At 71.3% G+C, this 24,207-nt stretch carries 18 protein-coding genes; 15 read left to right on the forward strand and 3 right to left on the reverse strand.

Annotated features, from left to right (window positions below; genetic code table 11):
- The 4 genes from LLG88_16225 to LLG88_16240 all read left to right on the forward strand — a co-directional run.
- Positions 1-1,414 (forward strand): NADH-quinone oxidoreductase subunit L (locus tag LLG88_16225; GenBank protein ID MCE5248454.1); only part of this gene is annotated, 1,414 nt, incomplete at its 5' end.
- A gap of 22 nt (positions 1,415-1,436) precedes the next feature.
- Positions 1,437-3,239: an NADH-quinone oxidoreductase subunit M gene (locus tag LLG88_16230; GenBank protein ID MCE5248455.1), complete on the forward strand. Its 1,803-nt coding sequence runs from the start codon at positions 1,437-1,439 to the stop codon at positions 3,237-3,239.
- Positions 3,240-3,249: 10 nt separating this feature from the next.
- Positions 3,250-4,818 carry an NADH-quinone oxidoreductase subunit N gene (locus tag LLG88_16235; GenBank protein MCE5248456.1) on the forward strand — a complete coding sequence of 523 codons (1,569 nt, stop codon included), beginning with the start codon at positions 3,250-3,252 and terminating at the stop codon, positions 4,816-4,818.
- Positions 4,819-4,977: 159 nt separating this feature from the next.
- Positions 4,978-7,959, forward strand: a complete 2,982-nt coding sequence (locus LLG88_16240; GenBank protein ID MCE5248457.1) for a transporter substrate-binding domain-containing protein — start codon at positions 4,978-4,980, stop codon at positions 7,957-7,959.
- A 324-nt stretch (positions 7,960-8,283) separates the two neighbouring features.
- On the opposite strand, the gene LLG88_16245 is transcribed toward LLG88_16240, so the two are convergent.
- The 3 genes from LLG88_16245 to LLG88_16255 are packed head-to-tail and all read right to left on the reverse strand — an operon-like array spanning position 8,284 to position 13,006.
- Positions 8,284-9,765, reverse strand: a complete 1,482-nt coding sequence (locus tag LLG88_16245) for a SpoVR family protein (GenBank protein MCE5248458.1) — start codon at positions 9,763-9,765, stop codon at positions 8,284-8,286.
- Positions 9,766-9,768: 3 nt separating this feature from the next.
- On the reverse strand, positions 9,769-10,878 hold the full coding sequence (locus LLG88_16250; GenBank protein MCE5248459.1) for a DUF444 family protein: 1,110 nt from the start codon (positions 10,876-10,878) through the stop codon (positions 9,769-9,771).
- 58 nt (positions 10,879-10,936) lie between these two features.
- Complete coding sequence (locus LLG88_16255; GenBank protein ID MCE5248460.1) at positions 10,937-13,006, reverse strand: serine protein kinase; 2,070 nt, start codon at positions 13,004-13,006, stop codon at positions 10,937-10,939.
- A gap of 169 nt (positions 13,007-13,175) precedes the next feature.
- On the opposite strand from LLG88_16255, the gene rimI reads away from it, so the two are divergent.
- The 11 genes from rimI (at position 13,176) to LLG88_16310 (ending at position 24,183) form a co-directional block, all read left to right on the forward strand.
- Positions 13,176-14,312 (forward strand): ribosomal protein S18-alanine N-acetyltransferase, encoded by a 1,137-nt coding sequence (rimI, locus tag LLG88_16260; GenBank protein ID MCE5248461.1) that lies wholly within the window; start codon positions 13,176-13,178, stop codon positions 14,310-14,312.
- A gap of 107 nt (positions 14,313-14,419) precedes the next feature.
- Positions 14,420-15,127: a phosphatidylserine decarboxylase gene (locus LLG88_16265; GenBank protein MCE5248462.1), complete on the forward strand. Its 708-nt coding sequence runs from the start codon at positions 14,420-14,422 to the stop codon at positions 15,125-15,127.
- A complete protein-coding gene (pssA, locus tag LLG88_16270; GenBank protein MCE5248463.1) occupies positions 15,124-15,918 on the forward strand; it encodes a CDP-diacylglycerol--serine O-phosphatidyltransferase in 795 nt (264 codons plus the stop codon). Before LLG88_16265 ends, pssA begins: the two co-directional genes overlap by 4 nt.
- A 19-nt stretch (positions 15,919-15,937) precedes the next feature.
- On the forward strand, positions 15,938-16,723 hold the full coding sequence (locus LLG88_16275) for a hypothetical protein (protein MCE5248464.1): 786 nt from the start codon (positions 15,938-15,940) through the stop codon (positions 16,721-16,723).
- Positions 16,713-17,978, forward strand: a complete 1,266-nt coding sequence (locus LLG88_16280; protein ID MCE5248465.1) for an ABC transporter permease — start codon at positions 16,713-16,715, stop codon at positions 17,976-17,978. Before LLG88_16275 ends, LLG88_16280 begins: the two co-directional genes overlap by 11 nt.
- A complete protein-coding gene (locus LLG88_16285; GenBank protein MCE5248466.1) occupies positions 17,971-18,720 on the forward strand; it encodes an ABC transporter ATP-binding protein in 750 nt (249 codons plus the stop codon). The genes LLG88_16280 and LLG88_16285 overlap by 8 nt, the downstream gene beginning before the upstream one ends.
- Positions 18,717-21,200 (forward strand): ATP-dependent Clp protease ATP-binding subunit, encoded by a 2,484-nt coding sequence (locus LLG88_16290; GenBank protein MCE5248467.1) that lies wholly within the window; start codon positions 18,717-18,719, stop codon positions 21,198-21,200. Before LLG88_16285 ends, LLG88_16290 begins: the two co-directional genes overlap by 4 nt.
- 137 nt (positions 21,201-21,337) lie before the next feature.
- Positions 21,338-21,913: an OmpH family outer membrane protein gene (locus tag LLG88_16295; GenBank protein ID MCE5248468.1), complete on the forward strand. Its 576-nt coding sequence runs from the start codon at positions 21,338-21,340 to the stop codon at positions 21,911-21,913.
- 71 nt (positions 21,914-21,984) lie between these two features.
- Entirely contained in the window at positions 21,985-22,434 is a 450-nt protein-coding gene (gene fabZ, locus LLG88_16300) for a 3-hydroxyacyl-ACP dehydratase FabZ (GenBank protein MCE5248469.1), read from the forward strand.
- Positions 22,431-23,240 (forward strand): acyl-ACP--UDP-N-acetylglucosamine O-acyltransferase, encoded by an 810-nt coding sequence (gene lpxA, locus LLG88_16305; GenBank protein ID MCE5248470.1) that lies wholly within the window; start codon positions 22,431-22,433, stop codon positions 23,238-23,240. Before fabZ ends, lpxA begins: the two co-directional genes overlap by 4 nt.
- A 1-nt stretch (position 23,241) precedes the next feature.
- Positions 23,242-24,183 carry a Gfo/Idh/MocA family oxidoreductase gene (locus LLG88_16310; protein MCE5248471.1) on the forward strand — a complete coding sequence of 314 codons (942 nt, stop codon included), beginning with the start codon at positions 23,242-23,244 and terminating at the stop codon, positions 24,181-24,183.
- Positions 24,184-24,207 lie beyond the last annotated feature (24 nt).

A 24,207-nucleotide genomic window follows, 5' to 3' on the forward strand; every position in this document is an offset into this window, starting at 1 on the left:
GGCCGGCCCGACGCCGGTCTCCGCGCTGATCCACGCCGCGACGATGGTCACCGCCGGCGTCTACATGCTCGCGCGGATGTCGGCTCTCTTCTGGCACGCCCCGGCGGCGATGCTGGTCGTGGCGATCGTCGGCTGCGCGACCGCCGTCTTCGCCGGCTCGATGGGCATGGCGCAGTACGACATCAAGAAGGTGCTCGCCTACTCGACGGTCTCGCAGCTCGGCTACATGTTCCTCGGGATCGGCGTCGGCGCGTACGGCGCGGCGGTCTTCCACCTCGCCACGCACGCCTTCTTCAAGGCCTGCCTCTTCCTCGGCGCCGGCGCGGTGATCCTGCAGTGCGGCCACACCAACGACATGCGGCACTACGGCGGCCTCTGGAAGCGGATGCCGACGACGGCGAGGACGTTCCTGATCGCCACGCTGGCCCTCGCCGGGCTGCCGCCGCTGTCGGGCTTCATGTCGAAGGACGAGATCCTCGCCAAGTCGCTGCTCTCGACCCACGGGAGCTGGATCCTCTGGGCGCTCGGCACGGCCGGCGCGTTGATGACGTCGTTCTACATGTTCCGCGCCGTCTACATGACGTTCTTCGGCGAAAACCGCACCCCGGCCCCGGTCGTGGTCAAGGAAGCGCCGAAGGTCATGACGAACGTGCTCGCGGTCCTCGCCGCCGGCGCGGTCGTGGTCGGCTTCGTCGGCATGCCGGGCGGCTTCACGAAGGTCCTCGGCGTCGAGAGCGACCTGAACTGGTTCGCGGCGAAGCTGAAGCCGGTGGTGATGGCGCGCGGCGTCGTCGCCGCGCGGGCCGGGCACGGCGAAGGCGCCGAGGCGGCGGAGAGCGCCGCGGCGGCGGCCGAGACGCCCGCGCCCGCGGCGGCCGAAGCGCCCGCGGCGGCGGCGATCCCCGCGCCGGCGAACGTCGTCCGCGAAGGGGCGAGCCACCCGTCGTATCTCGGCGAGCTCGGCCTCTTCGTCCTCGCGATCGTCGTCTGCGGCGCCGGGTTCCTCGTCGCGCGGGCCAACTTCTCCGGCGACGCGTCGAAGGCGGCGGCGTGGGGCGAGCGGCTGGCGTTCCCGCGGCGCGTCCTGCACCGCAAGTGGTTCGTGGACGAGTTCTACCAGGCGGCGCTTCTCGGACCGTTCATGGCGGCTTGCCGCGGCTTCCACGCCGTGGACCGCTGGGTCGTGGACGGCGCGGTCAACGGGACCGGCCGGGCGACGCTTCTGGTTTCGCACATCAAGGCGGCGTTCGACCGCTGGGTCGTGGACTCGGCGGTGAACGGCGTCGGCTGGTTGGTCGGGCTGGGCGGCAAGGCGCTGCGCCGGCTGCAGAGTGGTTTCGTGCAGTCCTACGCGGCGGCGATGGTGCTTGGCGCCTTCGCCCTTTTGGCCGCCTACGTGCTGCTCGCCCGCTGACCTCGGGCGCGCGGAAGGGGTCATGCCGGACATGATGCCGATTCTTTCCTCCATCGTTTTCCTGCCGCTGGCGGCGGCCCTGGCGATCGTCTTCTTCGTGCCGAAGAAGAACGAGAAGGCGATCTGCCACATCGCGACCTGGAGCTCGCTCCTCGTCTTCTTCGTCTCGCTGATTCCCGTGCTGCAGTACGACCGGGGGAACGGCGGCTTCCAGTTCGTCGAGGCGGCGAAGTGGATCCCGACCCTCGGCGTCCAGTACAAGCTGGGCGTGGACGGCGTGTCGCTGCTGCTGGTGGTCCTGACGACCCTGCTCAGCTTCATCTCGATCCTGAGCAGCTGGACGGCGATCAAGGAGCGGGTGAAGGAGTACTACGTCTTCTTCCTGCTCCTCGAAGTCGGGATGCTGGGCGTCTTCTGCTCGCTCGACCTCTTCCTCTTCTACATCTTCTGGGAAGTGATGCTGGTGCCGATGTACTTCATCATCGGCATCTGGGGCGGGCCGCGGAAGCTCTACGCCGCGATCAAGTTCTTCCTCTACACCTTGTTCGGCTCGGTGCTGATGCTGCTCGGCATCATCGCCCTCTACTTCAAGGCCGGCGAGGCGCTGGGGACGCGGACCTTCGACATGGTCGAGCTGCTGAAGCTCGGGCCGTCGACCGCCGTCTGGGGCGCGGGGATCTGGGTCTTCCTCGCCTTCTTCCTCGGCTTCGCGATCAAGGTCCCGATGTTCCCGTTCCACACCTGGCTCCCCGACGCCCACGTCGAGGCCCCGACCGCCGGTTCGGTGATCCTGGCCGGCGTCCTGCTGAAGATGGGCACCTACGGCTTCTACCGCTTCAGCCTGCCGATCTTCCCCAAGCAGACCGCCGACTGCCTGCCGTGGCTCCTCTCGCTCTGCGTGATCGGGATCATCTACGGCGCGATGGTCGCCCTCGCCCAGAAGGACTGGAAGAAGCTCGTCGCCTACTCGTCGGTGAGCCACCTCGGCATCACGATGATCGGGCTGTTCGCGCTCAATCCGACCGGCATCAAGGGCGGCGTGCTGCAGATGCTGAACCACGGCATCTCCACCGGCATGCTGTTCTTGATCGTCGGCATCGTCTACGAGCGCCGGCACACGCGCGAGATCTCCGAGTACGGCGGGATCGCCAAGATCATGCCGATCTTCGCCATCTACTTCATGATCGCCATGCTCTCCTCCCTCGGCCTGCCGACCCTCAACGGGTTCATCGGCGAGGTGACGATCCTCTCCGGCCTGATGCAGTCGAGCGGCGCGGCCTTCTCCTTCTTCGGCTTCAGCCCGATCTGGTGGGTCGTGCTCGCCTCGACCGGCCTGATCCTCGGCGCCGCCTACCTCCTCTGGCTCTACCAGCGGACGATGTTCGGCCCGGTGACCAACCCGAAGAACGACAAGCTGCCCGACCTGAGCTGGCGCGAGAAGTGGACGCTGATCCCGCTGATCGTCCTCGCCGTCTGGATCGGCGTCTACCCGAAGCCGTTCTTCGACATCCTCGACGCTCCGGTGCAGCGGATGGTGAGCGAGCAGATCAACCCCGTGCTGCGCGCCGCCAAGGTCCCGATCGACCTGCCGCCCGAAGCGGCCGCGGCGACGCAGCCGGCGAATCCGGACGGCCAGGCGGCGCCGGCCGCTCAGCCGACGACCACCGTTCCGCAGCCGACGCCCGCGCCGCAACCGGCCGCGCAGCCCGCCGTTCAGCCCGCGCCGCAGCCCGCCGCGCATCCGGCGGTCGCCCCCGCGGCGGCGGCGCCCGCCGCGCACGCCGCGGCGCCCGCGGTCGGCGCGCCCGCGCCGGCCGGACGCTAGGAGCCCTCCCGTGAACCTCAACGGCGCCCAGTACTTGGCCGACCTGTTCTGGCTCCTGCCGGAACTGTGGCTGACGCTGGCCGGATTCGCGCTGCTGCTCGTCTCGCCGTTCGTGAAGAGCGAGGCCGGCCGGCGGGGGATGGCTTGGTCCTCCATCGCCGTCCAGATCGTCGCCCTGCTGCTGCTGATCCCGTACGGCCTGCGCGACGGCGTCTTCGGCGCCTCCGGCCCCGCTTCGCCCGGGGCTGTCTTCCATCTCTTCGGCGCGGACGCGTTCCCGCTCGTCGTCGTCGACGGCTTCTCGATCGTGCTCAAGGGGACGATCCTGATCGCCGGGATCCTCTCCACGCTGATGGGGATCCGCTTCCTCGAGATCGAGAAGCTCGGCCGCGGCGAGTTCCACGCCATGCTGCTCTTCGCGATCCTCGGCGCGATGTTCCTCGTCTCGGCGAGCGACTTCATCACGCTCTACGTCGGCCTCGAGACGATGAGCCTCTCGGTCTACCTCCTCGTGGGCTGGGCCAAGGAGCGGCGGAAGTCGAACGAGGCGGCGCTGAAGTACTTCCTGCTCGGCTCGCTCGCCTCCGGCATCCTGCTCTACGGGATGTCGCTGGTCTACGGGGCGACCCGCTCGACGAACTTCTTCGGCGTCGCGCAGGCGATCGCGAAGGCCGGCGCGCCCGGCCCGCTGCTCCTCGGCGGGACGCTGCTGATCGTCGTCGCCGTCGGCTTCAAGATGGCGGCGGCGCCGTTCCACATCTGGTCGCCGGACGCCTACGAGGGCGCGCCGACGCTGATCACGGCGTTCATGAGCACGGCGGTGAAGACGGCCGCGTTCGGGCTCGGCCTGCGGCTCTTCCTCGTCGCCTTCGGCTCCTCGGCGATCGCCAAGGAGTGGACGCTCTTCTTCGCCATCCTCTGCGCCCTGTCGATGACGGTCGGCAACGTCGTGGCCGTCTGGCAGGACAACATGAAGCGCCTTCTGGCCTACAGCTCGATCGCCCACGCCGGCTACGCGCTTCTCGGCCTGGTCGCGATCGGGGCCGCGCTCTCCGGGAACGTCCCGGCGGAGCGCCAGGCGGACGTCCTCCGCTGGGGCCAGCTCTCGGTCGTGCTCTACATGATCGCCTACACCGTCACGAACTGCGGCGCGTTCGCCCTCGTCGTGATGCTCCGCCGCAAGCAGATCGTCGGCGACCAGGTGGCCGACTTCGCCGGGATGGCCCGGCGAGCGCCGTGGCTCGCCGCGGCGATGACGATCTTCCTCCTCAGCCTCGGCGGCATCCCGGCGACGGCCGGCTTCGTCGGCAAGTGGTGGCTCTTCGCCGCGATCATCGACGCCGGCTACGGCTGGTTGGCGCTGATCGCCGCGCTGAACAGCGCCATTTCGCTCTTCTACTACCTGCGGGTCGTGGTGAAGATGTACATGACGCCGCCGGTCGAGGACGAGGCGCCGTACAACCTCAATCCCGCGCTCGCCGCGACGGTGGTGGTCGCCGTCGCCGCGGTCCTGGTGATCGGTCTCTTCCCGAACGGGGTCTTGGCCCTGATCGAGGGGGCGACCGTTCTCGCGCACTGACGCCGCGGGAAGCGCGACTGTTCGAAAGGGCCGGCCCGCGGGCCGGCCCTTTTTCGTGGCGCCGCGGACGACCCGACCCTATTTCTATCGGGGCAGGGTCGCGGTCGGCCGGGGCGGGGGGACGTCGGCCGTCGGCGCGGGGGAGAAAGGCGGACGGCCGTGAGCGTTGCACGGGCATGGGCGTCGCGGATCGCGCGGAAGGCGCTCGCCTTCCGGCGTTCCCTCGCGTCGCGCCGCGCCCGGGCGGCGGTGGCCGCGTTGTCGTTCTGCGCCGCGGCGGCGGCGCCCTGCGTCGCGGCGGGGAAGCCGGTCGTCGTCGGCGTCGAGGTGGACAACCCCCCGCTGGAGTATCTGGACGCGCAGGGAAAGCCGGCGGGCTACGGCGTGGACGTCGCGCGGGCCGCGGCGGCGGCGATGCAGATGGACGTCGAGTTTCGGCCGGGACAGTGGGCCGATCTGCGGGAGCGGCTGAACAGCGGCGAGATCGACGCGCTGGTGGGGATGTACGACGCCCCGGAACGGCGGCGCGACGTGGAGTTCAGCCTTCCTTACGCCGTCATGACCTACGGCGTCTTCGTGCGGAAAGGGGCGGCGGAGATTTCCGGCGTGCCGGCCTTGGCCGGGAAGCACGTGCTGGTCGGCCGAAGCGAGATCATGGAGGAACAGCTCCGCGCCGGCGGAGTTCCGCTGACGCTCGAGGCGGCGGCGAGCGCGTCGGAGGCGCTGAGCCTGCTCGCCGGGGGCAAGGGGGACGCCGCGGCGGCGCCTCTGCTCTACGGGCGGTACCTCGAGCGGACGTACCACCTCGAGAACATCCGGCCGAGCGGGCCGCCGATCCGGAGCTTCGATCTCTGCTTCGCGGTGCGCAAGGGAAACCGGGAGCTGCGCGCGCGCTTCGACGAAGGGCTGAACCTGATCCGCGAAGACGGCAGTCTGCGGCGGATCTACGTGCAGTGGTTCGGAGTCATCGAAGAGGAGTCCCGGCTTTCGTGGGCCAAGGTGATCCGCGCCGCGCTGCTGGCGTTCGTTCCGCTCCTCGCGCTGCTCGGCGCCGCGGGACTCTGGTCGTGGTCGCTGCGGCGGCAGGTGCGGCGCAAGACCGACGATCTTTCGCGGGAACTCGATCAGCGGCGACGCACCGAGGGCCTGCTGGGACGGCGCCTGGCCGCCGAGAACCTGGCGACGGCGATCTCCGCGCGGTTCGTCGGCGGGCGCGCCTCGGGGCTCGCGGAGTCGATGGCGCTGTCGATCCGCGACTTGGCGCGGCACCTCGGCGCGGACGGCGGGCGGCTCTTGGTGGCCGACGCCGGCGGGACGCTGCGGACCGAAGCCGTTTGGCGCGACGAGAGCTTCTCGTGGCGGCCGCTCGGGCCGAAGTTCGCGCCGAGCGACATGCCGTGGGCCTTCGCCCTGCTGGCCCGCGGCGAGATCGTCCACTTCGGACGGGAGGAGGACTTCCCGCCCGAGGCCGAGGCCGAACGGCGCGCGTGGACGGAGGGCGGGAGGCCGTCGGTCGTCGCCGCGCCGCTGGTTCGGGACGGCGAGATTTCGGGATGTCTGGAACTACTCTCGCGCGGCGCGCCGATCGAACTCGACGACGTCGGCGTCTGGCTGCTGCGGCTCTGCACGGAGGTCCTGGCGAGCGCCCACGACCGGCGGGTCGCCGCGGAACGGCTGGCCGCGGAGAAGGAGCGCCTGTCCGTGACGCTCCGCTCGATCGGCGAAGGGGTGCTGGCGGCGGACGCGGAAGGACGGGTCGTGCTCCTCAACCCGGCCGCGGAGCGGATCACCGGCCGGCGGCAGGAAGAGGCCGCCGGCAGGCCGTTGTCGGAGATCCTGCCGGGCGGCGCGGCCGAGCCGTCCGCGGCGACGAGCGACGCGCGCTTCGTCGGTCGGGACGGCGCGGAGCGGGTCGTCGAGCGCTCGACCGCGCCGATCGTCGATCCCGCGGGCGGCGAGGTCGGCCGGGTCGTCGTTCTGCGGGACGTCACGCTGCGGCGGCGGATGGAGAACGACCTGCAGCGCACGGCGAAGCTCGAGGCGCTCGGCGTGCTGGCCGGCGGGATCGCCCACGACTTCAACAACATCCTCACCGGCATCCTCGGTTCGATTTCGGTGGCCCGGATGATGCTTCCCTCCGGCACGCCGGAAGAGGAGATTCTGCAGGAGGCGGAGAAGGCGGGGACGCGGGCCGTGGGGCTCGCGCGGCAGCTGCTGACCCTCTCCAAGGGGGGCGCGCCGATCCGGGTCGCGGCGCGGATCGCGGAGATCGTCGCCGACTCGGTCGGCTTCGCGCTGCGCGGTTCGCGGACGCGCTGCGTCCTCGAACTGCCGCCGAATCTCTGGGCCGGACGCGTGGACGCGGTGCAGTTCAGCCAGGTCGTGCAGAACCTCGTGATCAACGCCGCGCAGGCGATGCCCGACGGCGGCACGGTGACGATCAGCGCCCGCAACGTGGAGTACGACGGGCGCGGGGACTGGCCGCTTCCGGCGGGGCGCTACGTGGAGACGACGGTCGCGGACGAGGGGCCGGGGATTCCCCCCGAGACGCTGTCCCGGATCTTCGATCCGTTCTTCACGACCAAGGCGACCGGCTCGGGGCTGGGGCTGACGACGGCCCACTCGATCATGGCGCGCCACGGCGGGCACGTCGCGGTGGCCTCGACGGTGGGGCGGGGCACGACGTTCACGCTGCTGCTGCCGGCGACGGACGAGGCGCCTCCGGCGGCGGCGCCTCCGGCGGCGGTGCACGCCGGTCCGCGCGGGCGGCTGCTGCTGATGGACGACGAGGAACTGGTCCGCGGCGCGGCGACGGCGCTGTTCGGCGCGTTCGGGTTCGCGGTCGAGACGGCCGAGGACGGCGACGTGGCGGTCGGGATGTTCCGGCGGGCCGCGGAGGAAGGCCGCCCGTTCGAACTCGTGGTGCTTGATTTGACGGTGCCGGGGCGGATGGGGGGCGAGGAGTGCCTTCGTCTGCTGCGGGGGATTTCTCCGAAGTTGCGGGCTGTCGTGTCGAGCGGCTACTCCGACGATCCGGTGATGGCCGACTTCCGCGGGCGCGGTTTCGACGGGGTGCTTCCGAAGCCGTATCGCGCGGAGGACGTCGAGGCGATGCTCGCGACGCTGGATGGTCGGTCGTAGGGGAGGCTGGCGCGTCCCGACGATCGGGTCCCCGCTCAGGCTTCCTCCGCGCCTGCCTCCCGACCTGATCTCCGCGAATCGGTTTTGATGTCGGCGGAAAAGCCCGCGTTCCTATCGGCGCGGTCGGTCGTCCGTTGCGGGGGGGGCCGTCGGAACCCTTGAGTTCCAGGGTCCGACGGCCCCCCCCGGCGACCGACCGACGGCGCCGCCGGGAACGGGGGCCTTTGCGCCGATCGCTACGGCGAATTCTCGAGGTCGACGTCGGGAGGCAGGCGCGGAGGGGGCTTGAGCGGGGATCCGATCGTCGGGACGCGCCAGCCTCCCCTACGTGTCGATCGATTCGTCGGTCGGCTGCGAGCCGTCGTGGCCGAGACGGCGGGCGCGCCCCTCGACGACCGTCGAGATGTGCACGGGACGCTTCCAGAGCCGCGCCAGCGCGGCCAGCGTCTCCTTCGCCCAGTCCACCCGCAGGTCCACGCCGTCGTGGGTGTGCCGCAGATGCAGCTCCGAGCGGTTGCGGAAGTTCGCGTCCACGACGTCGATCACCGGCGTGCCGGAGTTCGTCAGGCGGAAGAGAAGCGCCTTCTTGATCTCCTCGAACTCCCGCGACTCCACGACCCACTGGTCGCGCCGCCGGTCCTGCCCGAAGACGAAGAGCTTCTGGCGGCGGCAGAAGTCCTCCGTCAGGAACTCGTCGAGGAAGGTGAGGTCGCAGTGGAAGCGCCGCGCCTCGAAGATCTTCTCCCGCCCCTGGTCGGTCGGCCGGAACCAGGCGGCGCGCTCCCCCATGTCGTCGCACTCCTCCCACTCCCGCCCGAAGCGCCCCGTGTCCCAGCGCCACTCGATGTCGCGGAACAGCTCCAGGCCGAGCTTGTACGGGTTGAGGCGCCCCGGCTGGACGGCCGTCGTGCCCGAGTGGTGGTCGGCGTAGTCCACGACCTCGGCGTCCTCGAGCAGCCCGCCGGAGAGCATCGTCGTGTGCCAGTAGCTGGCCCACCCCTCGTTCATGATCTTCGTCTTGCGCTGCGGCAGGAAGTAGTACGCCTCCTCGCGCACGATCCCGAGGACGTCCCGCTCCCAGGTTTCGAGCGGCGCGTTGCGCAGCAGGAAGTCGAGGACGTCCCGCCGCGGGCTGGAGGGGAACCGCTTCTTCTTCCGCCGCTCCTCGACCAGCCGGACCCGCTCCCGCTCGAGGAACTCCGGCGGGTTGACGTACCGCTGCATGTAGTCCTTCGCCGGAATCAGCCGCACGGCCGGCGGCGGCCCGGAGTCCTCCTCCTCCTCGACCGCCTCGCCGTCGCCGCGGAAGACCGACTCCGGATCGATCAGGTCCTCGAGCGCGAGGCAGGAGTCGACGAACCGCTCGACCGTCTCCACCCCCAGCCGGTCGCGGTAGCGGCGGATCCGCGTGGCGTGGTTGGCCATCGCGTCGATCATCTTGCGGTTGGTGTGGGCGAAGTGGACGTTGTTGCGGAAGAAGTCGGCGTGGCCGTAGACGTGGGCCATCACCAGCTTCTGGTCGAGGAGCGAGTTCCCCTCGAGCAGGTAGGCGTAGGTCGGGTCGTTGTTGATGACCATCTCGTAGATCTTGGAGAGGCCGTACTCGTACGACTTGGCCAGCTCCTCGAACTCCATCCCGAAGCGCCAGTGCGGATAGCGCACCGGAAAGCCGGTGTAGGCGGCGAGCTGGTTCATCTGCGCGTAGTCCACGACCTCGAAGACGACGGGGAAGTAGGTCAGCCCGCGGCGGCGGGCGTCGGCCTCGACCCGCTCCTGCATCTCGGAGAGCTTGCGGGGCAGCGGCACGGATCACCTCCCGGTGGCGAGGAACGACTTCACGGCCCGCGGGATGCCGTCCTTCCCCTCGATCGGCGTCAGGACGACCCGCTCGTCGTCGCCGAACGGCCGCCGCAGGTCCTGCAGGTACTGGCCCGAGCCGTAGGGGCTCTCCACCTGGCCGTAGGCGAAGAGGTTGAGCGTCGGCAGGATCTTGTCCCGCAGCATCTCCACGCAGCGCTCGGTGTCCCCCTGGGACCAGTTGTCGCCGTCGCTGAACTGGAAGAGGTAGAGGTTCCAGTCGGTCGGGTTGTACCGCTCCTCGACGATCTTCAGCGCCAGGCGGTAGGCGGAGGAGATGACGGTGCCGCCGCTCTCGCGGGTGCGGAAGAAGGTGTCGCGGTCCACCTCGTGCGCCTCGGCGTCGTGGACGATGTAGACGGTGGAGAGGCCGCGGTACTGCGAGGCGATCCAGGTGTCGAGCCAGAAGGAGGCGATCCGCACGACCTCCTTCTGCTCGTCCCCCATCGAGCCGGAAACGTCCATCACGTAGAAGATCGCCGCGTTGGCCTGCGGCGCCGGCAGGCGCTTGAAGGTGCGGTAGCGGCGGTCCTCGCGGATCGGCGCGATGACCGGCCGGTCGGGGTCGTAGACGCCGGAGGCGACGAGCCGCTTCAGCGCCTGGCGGAAGGTGCGCTTGAAGTGGCGCAGCGACTCCGGCCCCGCGGTGGCGATGCCGGTGTAGCGCGTCGTCCGCGCCTCGATGTTCTTCCGCCCCTTCGGCTGGATCCGCGGCAGGCCGAATTCCTCGCCGAGCAGCTCCGCCAGCTCGGCGGGGGTCATCTCGACCTCGAGGATGTGCTCGCCCGGCAGGTTTCCGGCCTGCCCCTTGCCGTCTCCCTCCTGTCCGGCCTGGCCGAGGACGTCGCCGACGTCGCCGTCCCCCTGGCCGACGTGCGACTGCCCGCCGGGGGAGTGGACGAAGTGCGGCAGGTCGACGCGGGGCAGGGGGATCGAGACGAGGTTCCGCCCCTTGCGGCCGATCATCTCGCCGCGGGTCATGAAGCGGCGCAGCTCCTCGCGCACGCGGCCGCGGACGATCTGCCGGAAACGCCCGACGTCGGTGTCGATGTTCAGCGCCATGCGCCGCGCCCTCGCCGCTCCGGCCGCGCGGACGGGCGGCCGGCGGAGCCTTCCGCCTCTACGTTCCCGCTTCCTTCACGTCGCCGCGGGCGAAGATGCTGGCGACGAAGTGCAGCACGTCCGAGGCGCAGACGTCGCAGTAGCCGTAGTCCTTCATCAGCCGGCTCTTCACGACGTCGATCTTCTCCTGCGTCTCGCGGTCCACGACCGAGGTGACGAGCGAGGTGAGCTTGATCGAGTCCTTCTGGTCCTCGAACAGCTTCAGCTCGAGCGCCTTGTGCAGCCGCTCGTTCGACTTGTAGTCGAACTTGCGCCCCTCGACGGCCAGGGCGCCGATGTAGTTCATGATCTCGCGCCGGAAGTCGTCCTTGCGGTTCTCGGGGATGCCGATCTTCTCCTCGATCGAGCGCATCAGCCGCTCGTCCGGCGGCTCGTCCTGGCCGGTGTACGGGTTCCGCACCCGCTCGCGCTGGGTGTGCGCCTTGACGTTGTCGAGGTAGTTGCCGCAGAGGCGGGAGATCGCCCCCTCGTCGGCGGCGATCGCCCGCTGGACCTCGTTCTTGGCCACGTCCTCGTACTCGCGCCGCACCTCGGAGAGGAGTTCCTTGTACCGCTTGCGGTCCTCCTCGCTGCTGATCAGCGAGTGGTGCCGCAGCCCCGTCTCCAGCTCGTTGAGGACCATGAACGGGTTGACGCACAGCTCCTCGCGGTCGGCGACGAGGGCGTTGCTCACCTTGTCCTGGACGTAGCGCGGGGAGATGCCGTCCATCCCCTCCCGCGCCGCCTCCTTGCGCAGCTCCTTGACGTTGTCCTCGGTGTAGCCGGGGAGGGTCTTGCCGTTGTAGAGCTTCAGCTTCTGCATCAGCGTGAGGTTGTGCTTCTTCGGCTCCTCGAGCCGCGTCAGCACGGCCCACATCGCGGCCATCTCGATCGTGTGCGGCGCGATGTGCTTCCCCTGGATCCGCCGCGCGTTGAAGTCCTTGTCGTAGATCTTGATCTCCTCGGCCAGCTTGGTGATGTACGGCACGTCCACCTTGACCGTCCGATCGCGCAGCGCCTCCATGTACTCGTTGTTCTGCAGCTTGCGGTACTCCGGCTCGTTGGTGTGGCCGATGATGACTTCGTCGATGTCGGTCTGCGGGAACTTCTTCGGCTTGATCTTGTGCTCCTGGCTCGCCCCGAGGAGGTCGTAGAGGAAGGCGACGTCCAGCTTGAGCACCTCGATGAACTCGATCACGCCGCGGTTGGCGATGTTGAACTCGCCGTCGAAGTTGAACGCCCGCGGGTCGGAGTCGGAGCCGTACTCGGCGATCTTGCGGTAGTTGATGTCGCCGGTCAGCTCGGTCGAGTCCTGGTTCTTCTCGTCCTTCGGCTGGAACGTGCCGACGCCGACGCGGTCCTTCTCGGAGAGGATCAGCCGGCGGACCCGCACGTGGCGCAGGATCTTCGAGACGTCGCCGAGGTAGCGCAGCGAGAGGTCGCGGAACTCCTGGCGGCAGAACGGGCACAGCTCCCCCTCGATGTCGACCTTCCGCTCCGCGGGGCCGCGCCCGGCGTTGAGCTCGGCGAGGAGCGGGGGACGCATCTCCTCGGGCACGACGTGCAGCGGCTCCTCGTGCATCGGGCAGGGGACGAACTCGTCGGGCCGCTCCGGATCCCGCGCCCAGCCGAAGGAGTAGACCGCCCCTTCCTGCTTGCGCGAGTAGTCCTCCATGCCGCGCTTGAGCAGCCGCACGATGGTGCTCTTGGCCGACCCGACCGGCCCGTGGAGCAGGATGACCCGCTTCTCCGTGCCGTAGCGGCGCGCCGCGCTCTTGAAGATGTTGACCAGCTTCACCAGCGCGATGTCGAGCCCGTAGACCGCGTCCCGGCCGCCGTGGTCGGGGTCGTCGAAGAAGTGGTAGTGCATGAGCTTCTTCTTGTTGTCCACGTACTCGGTCGCGCCGTAGGAGAGGATCATGTCGTAGAGCCGCTCGAAGGCGGTGCGGGTGACCTCCGGCCGCTCCTTGACGAGGTGGAGGTAGTCCTCGAAGCTCCCGGTCCAGTTCTGCTCGCGGAACTGCTCGACGTCGTGCGCCGCGAGGACTCGCTCCAGGATCGGGGTTTTCCCTTCCGCGCCGGGCTCCATCGGGTCCGTCCTTCGCGCCCCGCGGCGGCTCGCGCCGCGGCGCCGTTGCGGCGACAATGGCGCTCCGTCGAAACGAATACGGCGAACAGTGCGCGCGCGCCGACGCTCCGCGCGGGGCCCGGGGACGGCGCCGCCGCTGCGTGCGAGACGGCGCGCGGAGGACGTGAAAGTGGACGACGGGAATCGACGCGGCGAAGGCTGGGTCCTCGCCCTGGAGGGGGCGCTGGCGCCTTCCGGAGCGGCGCTCGTCCGCGGCGCCGCGGTCGTCGCCGCGGCCGAGGCGACGTCGGCCGACGGCGCGCGCGGGGATCTGCTCGCCGCGGCGCGCGGCCTGCTCGCCGCGCACGGCCTCGGCCTCGCCGACCTCGACGGCGTCGCCGTCGGCCTCGGCCCCGGTTCGTTCACCGGACTGCGCGGCGCGGGCGGCCTCGCCCGCGGTCTCGCGCTCGGGCTTCCCGGCCTGCGCCTCGCCGGCGCCGACAGCCTGCGCATCGTCGTCGAGGCGGCGCGGCTCGCGCCGCCGGCGGCGGTCGCGCTGCCGTGGGGCCGCCTGCGGGTCCTCTTCGCGCGCCTCGACGCCGAAGGCCGTCCGGACGGGGCCGCGCGCTTGACGCAGCGCGCCGAGGCCGCCGCGGCGACCGAATACGAAGGGGCGACGATCGTCGCCCCGCCGCAACTGGCCGATCTGGCGCTTCCGGCCGGCGCGCGCCTCGCGCCCGCGGCCGACCCGCCGGCCGAGGCGCTGGCGCGGCTCGCCGCGCGCGGCGCGTTGGAGTGGCTGCCGGCGGGGGAGGCGCCGAAGCCGGCCTACCTCGTCCCGCCCGACGCGGTCCTGCCCGCGCGGCGCGCCGCGGACGGCCCGGAGGTGGTCGCGCTCGGCCCCGGCGATCTCGACGCCGTCGCCGCCCTGCATCACGCCTCGTTCGCCGCGCCTTGGTCGCGCGCGTCGCTCGCCGCGGAGCTCGAGGCGCGTCCCGACCGCTTCGCCCTCGGGATGCGCGACGAGCGGGGCGGGCTGGCGGCGCTGGCCTTCGTCCGGCTCAATCCCGACGCCGCGGAGATCCTCGTCTGCGCCGTCGCCGCGGCGGCGCGGCGGCGGGGCCTCGGCCGCGCCCTCGTCCGCGCGGCGCTCGAGCGGGCGCGCGCGGCGGGGGCGGCGCGGGCCGACCTCGAGGTCCGCGTGAACAACGCCGCGGCGATCGCGCTCTACGCCGCCGAGGGGTTCGCGCCGGTCGGCCTCCGCCGCCGCTACTACGGCGACGGGACCGACGCGCTGCTGATGTCGCTGACGCTGCGCCGCGGCTGAGCCGCGGCTTGCCCCGGGCGCGATCGGGGTGGTAGTGTCCGGGCGCCGGACGGGCGGCGCGCCGCCGCGTCCGCCGGCCGCCCTCGCGCGGAGGAGACTGCGGAACGATGAGCACGGTGGAAGAACCGAACGCGACGCCCGCGGACGCCCGCGCCGGCCGGATCGATCCGCCGCCGGGGTGGACGAAGTTCGTCCGGCTGGCGCCCGAAGGGATGGTCCTCCTCGTTCCGGTGGCGCTGACGACGCTGATCTCCGGCTTCATCTCGCCGTGGTTCCTCGCGCCGCTGGGGCTCGCGCTGATCTTCAGCCTCTGGTTCTTCCGCGATCCCAAGCGCCGTCCGCCGCAGGATCCGGACGTCGTCCTCTCCGCCGCCGACGGCCGCGTGGCCAAGGTCGAGCGGATCGACGAAGGCCTGAAGATCTCGGTCTTCATGAGCGTCTTCAACGTCCACGTGAACCGCTCGCCGGTCGCCGGCGTCGTCCGCGCGGCGCAATACGTCCCGGGCGAGTTCATCAACGCGATGCGCGACATCGCCGACGAGGTCAACGAGCGGCTGACGTTGACGATCGACACGCCGCGCGGCGTCGTCCTCGTCACGCAGGTCGCCGGACTGATCGCCCGGCGCATCGTCTGCCACGCCGTGCCGGGCTACGTCCTCGACGCCGGGGAACGCTACGGCGTGATCCGCTTCGGGTCGTGCGTCGTCGTCGTCCTGCCGGACGGGTTCGAGCCGCTCGTCGCCCCCGGGGCGCGCGTCAAGGGAGGCCTCTCCCCGATCGCCCGCTGGACGGGAAGCGCGGCGGAGGCCCGATGAACCGTCGTCCCCGCGTGCGGCTGCCGCGGCTGCGGATCGCGCGGCCGCTCCGCGGCCGGATCCGCGTCTCCCGCGCGGCGCTGCCGGGCATCGTGACGCTGGGCAACCTGCTCGGCGGCTTCGCCGCGATCCTCGCGGCGGCCGAGAAGCACTTCCTGCTGGCGGTGATCTTCGTCTTCGCCGCGGCCGTCTTCGACGCGCTCGACGGGCGGATCGCGCGGCTGACCGGATCGACGAGCGAGATGGGGGAGCAGCTCGACTCGCTCTGCGACGCGGTGTCGTTCGCCGTGGCGCCGTCGATCATCGTCTTCCACATGGGGCTGCAGTCGCTGGGGCGGGTCGGCTACGCCGCCTGCTTCCTCTACGCCGCCTGCGGCGTGCTGCGCCTGGCCCGCTTCAACGTGATGCCGTCCGACCACCACTACTTCACCGGGCTGCCGATTCCGAGCGGCGCGGCGACGGTCCTGACCCCCGCGCTGCTGCTGCGGGGCGAGCCGATCACCGAGGAGTGGATGGTCTGGGGGCTCGCGGCGCTCGTGGCGGGGACCGGCCTGCTGATGGTCAGCCGGATCCGCTACCGCACCTTCAAGGACATCCAGATCCGCGGGCGCGCCCACGTGCTGCTGCCGCTCTGGGCGGCCGCCCTCGCGGGGCTCGTCGCGCGGGCCGAGATCTTCCTGCCCGCGCTGCTGGCGCTCTACCTCGTTTCGCCGGCGATCTTCGCCCTCTTGCCGAAGAAGAACGGCGCGGAGGCGGCGCGGCGGCGGCGGGACGAACTGGACGCGGAGTGAGCGGCGGGGAGGGACGACGATGATCCCCACGATCGCGCGCCGGCTGGCGGTCTTGGCGCTCTGCGCGGCGGCGGCGTGCGGCGGCGCGGCGCGCGCGGCCGACGATCAGGAGCCGGCGGCGCCGGAAACGCGGCTCGACGCGCGGCGCGCGCAGGCGGCGCTCGACGCGCTGGACGAGCGCGCGCGGCTGCTCGACCGGCTCGTCGCCGACGCGGCGCGGGCCTACCGCCGGGCGGCCGCCGACCGGCTCGCCGCGCAGCAGGAACTGTCCGACGCGCTCGACCGGCTCGACCGCGACGCGGCGCGCCCGCGCGAACTGTCGCGGGAAGCGCTGGAGAAGACGGCCGACGACGCCTCCAAGGCGCGCGCGCGGCTGCAGCAACTGCTCGACGATTCAGGGAAGAAGCTCGACGAACTGCTGCGGCTGCTCGCCGAGCAGGACGCGGTCGCGCGGCGCGCCGCCGAACTGCGCGGGCGGACGCCCGAACAGGCCGAGCCGCTGACCGGGGCGTGGGACGTCGTCTGGCTCCCCGGCGGACAGACCGGCACGTTCTTCCTCGACCAGTCGGGAACGCTCGTGACCGGCCAGTACAAGCTCGGCGCGCTCGGCTCGGGAAGCGTGCAGGGGACGTTCGTCGCCGGCAAGCTGCACCTGGAGCGGATCGACGCGCAGCGCGGGCGGGACGCCGAGCTCGACGCGACGCTCGATCCGGACGGCCAGCGGCTGCGCGGCAGTTGGCAGTACTACGAGATGGTCCAAGGGGGCGTTCCCCGCGGGCAATGGACGGCGCGGCGTGTCCACTGACGAGTTGCCGGCCTCGGGGCCGCGGCGCTATCCGGTCTTCATCGCCAAGCGTTTCGTCCGCGCTCGGCGGCAGGGCTTCCTGTCGCTGATCAGCCTGCTCTCGGCGCTCGGCTTCTTCGTCGGCGTCCTCTCGCTGATCGTCGCCCTCGCGCTGATGACCGGCTTCCAGCAGGACGTCGTCGGGCGGATCCTCGACAGCAACGCCCACATCCTCGTGCAGGCGGCCGAGGGGCCGAACGCCCTCGCCGACATCGACGGCCTCGTGCGGCGGATCGAGGCGGTTCCGGGCGTCGCCGCCGCCGAGCCGGTGATCCACGGCTACGCGGGGATCGTCGGGCCGAGCGACCTCGTGCAGTGGACCGCGGTCACGGGGATCGACCCGCAGCGGAGCGACCGCGTGACCTCCGTGGGACGGAAGGTGACGAACGGCCGGCTGGCCGACCTCGTTCGGCCGGAGGGGGCGCGGCCGGGGATCGTGCTCGGCGTCGACCTCGCGCGGCGGCTCGGGGCGCGGGTCGGGGACAACGTGCGGCTGATCGTGCCGCGGCCGCGGCTCGCGCCGTGGGGCGCGTCGATCCGCCAGCCGACGCTGCAGGTCGTCGGGATCTTCGCCGCGGGGTTCAACGAGTACGACCAGACCTGGTCGTTCGTCTCGCTGGACGCGGCGCGCGGGCTGTTCGACGTGCCGCGCGGGGCGCACTGGATCGCCGTCCGCACGACCGATCCGACGCGGATCGACCAGGCGCGCAGCGCGCTCGCCGCGGCGCTGGGGACCGAGTTCCTCGTGGACGACGTCCTCTCGCGCAACCGGGCCTTCTTCTCCGCGCTGCGGCTGGAGAAGCTGCTGATGTTTCTCGCCGTGGGGCTGATCGTCCTCGTCGCCGCGCTCGGCGTCGTCAGCACGCTCGTGCTGACCGTGACGCAGAAGGTGCGCGAGATCGGCGTCCTCTCGGCGATGGGGGCGACGCCGCGCGGCCTGATGCAGATCTTCGTCCTGCAGGGGCTGGCGATGGGGATCGCGGGGACGCTCGGCGGCGCCGCGGCCGGCGTCGGCCTCTGCCGCGTCCTCGACCGCTTCAAGCTGATCAAGCTCGATCCGGACGTCTACTACCTCGACCACCTGCCGTTCACCGTCGAGCCTTCGGACCTCGCGCTCGTCGTCGGCGTCGCGGTCCTCGTCGCCGCGCTGGCGACGATCTACCCCGCGTGGCGCGCCTCGCGGCTCGATCCCGTGGAGGCGCTTCGCCGTGACTGACGCCGCGCCGCTTCTCGCCGCTTCGGGGCTCGAAAAGGTCTACCGCCGCTGGACCGTCGGCGGCACGGTGCAGGTGCCGGTCCTCGCCGGCGCCGAGCTCGTCCTCGCCCGCGGCGAGCGGGTGGCCATCCAAGGCGACTCGGGGGTCGGCAAGACGACGCTGCTCAACGTCCTCGGCGGTCTCGACCGGCCCGACGCGGGATCGATCGTCCACCTCGGGCGCGAGATCCCGGCCGACGCCGGCGAGCGCGCCCGCTGGCGGCGCAATTCCGTCGGCTTCGTCTTCCAGTTCCACGGCCTTTTGGCCGAGTTCACGGCCGAGGAGAACGTCGCCCTCGCCGGACTGATCCGCGGCTGGCCGCGCCGCGAGGCGCTGCGGCGGGCCCTTTCGCTGCTCGACGCGCTCGGCCTCGCGGCGCGCGCCGAGCACTACCCGGCCGAACTGTCGGGCGGGGAGCAGCAGCGGGTCGCGATCGCCCGCGCCGTCGTCTGCGGCCCGTCGTTGGTGCTGGCCGACGAGCCGACGGGGAACCTCGACCCGCGCACCGGCGACGCCGTGCTCGACCGTCTGATCGAACTGCAGGAGCGGGACGGCTTCGGGCTGGTCGTGGCGACGCACAGCGCGCGCCTCGCCCGGCGCTGCCACCGCACCCTCCGCCTCGCCTCGGGGCGCCTCGAGGCGGCCGAGGCCGTAGATTTGACTCCGCGGCCCGCGGGGGCCGGCGACGGGGCCAGCCGATGATCGAGCAATTCACCGAGAAGGCGAAGCGCGTGCTGTTTCTCGCCCGCTACGAGGCGACGCAGCGCGGCGCGGCGGCGATCGGCTCGGAGCAACTGCTGATCGGGCTGCTGCGCGAGGACGATCCGCTCGTCCGGGAGATCTTCCATCGGGCGAACATCTCCGTGGACCTGCTGCGGAGCGAGATGGAAAGCCGCGAGGGGCCGCCGCAGACGGCGGCGCGCGGCGTGGACATCCCGTTCGGCGACGACGCCAAGCGGGTCCTCGAGTGCGCGCAGGAAGAGGCGCGCGGCCTGATGTCGCCGGCGGTGGACGTCGAGCATCTGCTGCTCGGCCTCGTGCGGGTGGACGACGCCCCGGCGGGACGGATCCTCGCCGAGCGCGGGATGCGCCTCTACTCGGCGCGCGAGGACGCGATCGGCCTCGCCAAGCGCCGCGGCGTCCCGCCGCCCCAGGCCGCGCTCGTCCCGGGGAAGGCCGCGGCGCCGTCGTCGAAGAAGAAGGAAACGCCGTTCCTCGACGAGTTCAGCCGCGACATGACGAAGCTGGCCCGCGAGAAGAAGTTCGACCCGCTGATCGGGCGGGAGATCGAGCTCGAGCGGGTCGTGCAGGTCCTCTCGCGGCGCCGCAAGAACAACCCGGTGCTGCTCGGCGAGCCGGGGGTCGGCAAGACGGCGATCGTCGAGGGGCTGGCCTGCCGGATCGTCGAGGGGGACGTCCCGCCGACGATCGCCGGCAAGCGGATCCTCGCCCTCGACCTGTCGCTCGTCGTCGCCGGCACCAAGTACCGCGGGCAGTTCGAGGAGCGGCTCAAGGGGATCATCCAGGAGCTCGTCTCGGCGAGCGACGTGATCCTCTTCATCGACGAGATCCACTCCCTCGTCGGCGCCGGCTCGGCCGAAGGGTCGCTCGACGCGGCGAACATCCTCAAGCCGACCCTCTCCCGCGGCGAGCTGCAGTGCATCGGCGCGACCACGCCGCGCGACTACCACAAGCACATCGAGCGCGACCGCGCGCTCGTCCGCCGCTTCCAGCCGATCAAGATCGCCCCGCCGAGCGAGGACGAGACGATCGAAGTCCTGCTGGGGATCAAGGAGCGGTACGAGGCGTTCCACGGCGTCCGCTACGACGACGACGCCGTCGTCGCCGCGGTGCGCCAGTCGAACCGCTACATCACCGACCGCTTCCTGCCCGACAAGGCGATCGACGTCATCGACGAGGCCGGGGCGTGGGCCAAGCTCCGCCGGCGCACCGCCTACCGCGGCCTGCGCGACGTCGAGAAGGAGATCCAGCAGGCGGTCGAGGGGATGAAGAACGCCCTCGCGCGCAAGGACTTCGACGAGGCGGTGACCTGGCACGACAAGGAGGTCTCGCTCCGCGAGCGCGCCGACCAGCTCCGCGCCGACGCCGAGCGCGAGGCGAACGCCCCGATCGCGGTCGGCCGGGCGGACGTCGAGGAAGTCGTCTCCAAGTGGACCGGCGTGCCGGTGACGCGCGTCGCGCAGGAGGAGATGGAGAAGCTGCGGCGGATGGAGGACTGGCTGCGCGCCCGCGTCGTCGGCCAGCGGGAGGCGGTGGAGGCGCTGGCCCGCGCGATCAAGCGCTCCCGCGCCGGCCTCAAGAACCCGCGCCGCCCGGTCGGTTCGTTCATCTTCCTCGGCCTGACCGGGGTGGGGAAGACGCAGCTCGCCAAGTCGCTGGCGGAGTTTCTCTTCAACAGCGAGCGGGCGATGATCCGCTTCGACATGTCGGAGTACATGGAGAAGCACGCCGTCGCGAAGATGATCGGCAGCCCCCCGGGCTACGTCGGGCACGAGGAGGGGGGGCAGCTGACGGAGCGGGTCAAGCGGCAGCCGTACTCGGTGCTGCTGCTGGACGAGATCGAGAAGGCCCACCCCGACGTGCTCAACGTTCTGCTCCAGGCGCTCGACGACGGCCAGATCACCGACGCCTGGGGGGACACGGTCGACTTCAAGAACACGATCATCATCATGACCTCCAACATCGGGACGGGGCTCGTCTCCGCCAAGCGGGAGATCGGCATCCGCGCCGGGGAAGAGGAAGACCGGCGGCGCGAGTTCAACAAGGACCTCGTGCTCAAGGCGCTCAAGGAGACGCTGACCCCCGAGTTCCGCAACCGGATCGACGAAGTCGTCGTCTTCGGCCCGCTGTCGCACGCCGATCTGCTGGAGATCGCGCGGCTGATGGTCGCCGAGCTCAACGAGACGCTCGCCGAGCGGGGGATCGCGCTCGTCGCGGCGGACGATGTGTACGAGTGGATCGTCGGCGTCGCCTGTCCGAAGGACGACCGCTCGCTCGGCGCGCGGCCGCTGCGCCGGGCGATCCAGCGGCACTTCGAGGACGCCATCGCCGAGCGGGTGATCGCGGGCGAACTCGACGCGGCCGGAACGGTCGAGGTCACGATCGGGGAGGACGGCCGGCCCGCGTTCCGCAATCGGAGCGCCGCGGGGGCCGCCTCCTGAATTCCATTCGGCGGGAACGGGCGCCGGCCGCCCGCCGGTCCTACAATCGCCGAGCCGTCTACCCGCCCCGAAGCGGGGCGGGGACGCCTCGCCCGCCGGGGAACGCTGACGCGTTCCGCCCCGGCCAAGGAGCTGGTATGACCCTGAAGCAGTCCCTCCCGGTGTTGTTCGCGATCGGTTTCGGCCTGCTGGCCGGCGTCGGCGCCGCGCAAGCGCAGGAAACGAAGGTCGGCGTGTTCGATCCGCAGCGGATCACGCAGGAGACCGCCGAAGGGGCGAGGATCCAGGCCCGCTTGTCCGCGCTCAAGGACAAGAAGACGGGCGAGCTGAAGAAGCTCTCCGAAGAGCTCGAGAAGATGCAGCAGTCGTTCGTCCAGGCGGCCACGTCGGCGAGCGACGAGAAGAAGAAGGAAATGCAGCAGCAACTCGAGCGGAAGCAGATCGAGCTCGAGGGGGCGCAGAAGTCGGCCCAGCGCGAGATGCAGGTCGAGGTCGAGCAGGCGCAGGAAGGTTGGCAGAAGCGCGTGATCGAAGTGATCCGCAACTACGCCAAGGAGAAGAAGCTGTCGCTGGTCGTCGCGGCCGACGTCGCCGTCTTCTACTCGTCGGACGTGGACATCACCGGCGACCTGATCAAGGCGATCGACGCCTCCGTTCCCGCGTCGGAAGCTCCGGCGCCGGCGGCGCCGGCCAAGCCCGCCCCCAAGAAGTAACCTGCGGTCTCTGCGGCCCGGCCGGGCGGCGTCCGCCCGGCCCCGCGCCGTTCCTCGCGCGGAGGTGCAGCGTGCCCCCGGTTTTCGACATTCAGAAGATTCTGGAACTCGTTCCGCACCGCTACCCGTTCCTGCTCGTCGACCGCGTGCTCGAGTTGGAGCCGCGGCGGCGCGCGGTCGGGATCAAGCTGGTGACGGTCAACGAGCCGCACTTCCAAGGCCACTTCCCCGGCCTGCCGGTGATGCCCGGCGTGCTGATCGTCGAGGCGCTGGCCCAACTGTCGGCGACGATGATCATGAACGACATTCCGGACCGCGCCGACAAGCTGCTGCTCTTCGGCGGAATCGACGAATGCCGCTTCCGCCGCCCCGTGGTTCCCGGAGACGTGCTGCGGCTCGAGGTCGAAGTCCTCGCGCTGCGCCAGCGCGTGGCCAAGATCAAGGGCGTCGCCTCCGTCGACGGCGAAATCGCCGCCGAGGCCGTCCTCCTCTCCACCATGACGGACCGGAGTCCCAAGTGAGCGTTTCGATCGATCCCCGCGCCGCCGTCGACCCGGCGGCGCGTTTGGCCGACGGCGTCGAAGTCGGCCCGTTCGCCGTCGTCGGGCCGGACGTCGTCGTCGGCCCCCGCACCAAGATCGGCCCCAACGTCGTGATCGACGGGAAGGTCACGATCGGCGCCGACAACGTCTTCAACCCGGGCTGCGCGATCGGCTTCCCGCCGCAGGACTTCAGCTACAAGGGCGAGCCGACGGAAGTCGTGATCGGCGACGGCAACGTCTTCCGCGAGCACTGCACCGTCCACCGCGGCACTCCCCGCGGGGCCGGCGTCACCCGCGTCGGCAGTCACGGCTACTTCATGGTCGGGGCGCACATGGCCCACGACAACGTCGTCGGCGACCACGTGCTGATGGTCAACGCGGCGACGCTCGCCGGGCACGTCCACATCGGCGACCACGCGGTCGTCGGGGCCTACAGCGGCGTGCACCAGTTCTGCCGCGTCGGGGCGTACGCCTTCATCGGCGGCTACTCGGTCGTGACCCGGGACGCGATCCCGTTCTGCACGACGGTCGGAAACCGCGCCCGCTGCTACGGCATCAACCGCATCGGCCTGAAGCGGATGGGGAAACCGCAGGCGACGATCGCCGCGCTCGACGCGGCGACGCGCGCCCTGTTCCGCCCCGGCCCGACGCGCGCCGAGGCGCTGGCCGAGGTCGAGGCGAACTGGGGCTCGATCCCCGAAGTGATGATGATCGTCGAGTTCGTGCGCGGCACGAAGCGCGGAGTCGTTCCGATCCGCCTCGACGCCGAGTGGAGCGAGGACTGAGATGGAAGCGAAGCTGCGCGCCGGCGTCGTCGGCGTCGGCCACCTCGGCCGGCACCACGCCCGGCTCTACGCCACCCTGCCGCGGACGACGCTCGTCGGCGTCGTGGACGCCGATCCGGCGCAGGCGGCGGCGATCGCCGCCCAGCACGGCGCGCGCGTCTTCCCCACGGTCGAGGCGCTCGCCGCGGAAGTGGACGCGCTGAGCGTCGCCACGCCGACGACCTTCCACGAGGAGGTCGCCCTGCCGCTGCTCGAGGCGGGGAAGTCGGTGCTCGTCGAGAAGCCGATCACGACGACGGTCGAGGCCGGCCGCCGGCTGATCGCGGCGGCGCGCAAGAGCGGCGCGACGCTGATGGTCGGCCACGTCGAGCGCTTCAACCCGGCGATCGCCGCGCTGCGCGAACGGGTCCGCGACCCGCGCTTCCTCGAGATCCACCGCCTCGCGCCGTTCACGCCGCGCAGCCTCGACGTCGACGTGATCCTCGACCTGATGATCCACGACCTCGATCTTTGCCGCGTCCTGCTCGGGCCGCGCGAAATCGTGCACCTCGACGCCAGCGGCACCCCCGCGCTGACCGACAAGATCGACATCGCCTCGGTGCGGATCCGCTTCGCCGGCGGCGCCGCGGCGAACGTCACCGCCAGCCGCATCTCGAACGAGAAGATCCGCCGCGTGCGGGTCTTCGAGCCGGGCCGGTTCCTCGCCTGCGACACCGGCGCCGGCACGCTGGCCTACTACTACGTCGTCCGCGAGCCCGGAAAGCCGGGCGAGGTCCGCGGCGAGACGGTCGGGCTGCCGCCCGAGGAGCCGCTCGCCCGCGAACTCTCGGCCTTCGCCGACGCGGTGCTCGACGGCGGTCCGTCGCCCTGCTCGGGCGAGGACGGCGTCGCGGCGCTCGAACTGGCGCTGCGCGTGCGGGACGCGGTCGAGGCCGGAGTCTGAGCGGGGCGCGGGGCGGAGAGGGGC

The organism is bacterium (assembly GCA_021372775.1).
Lineage (GTDB): Bacteria > Acidobacteriota > Polarisedimenticolia > J045 > J045 > JAJFTU01.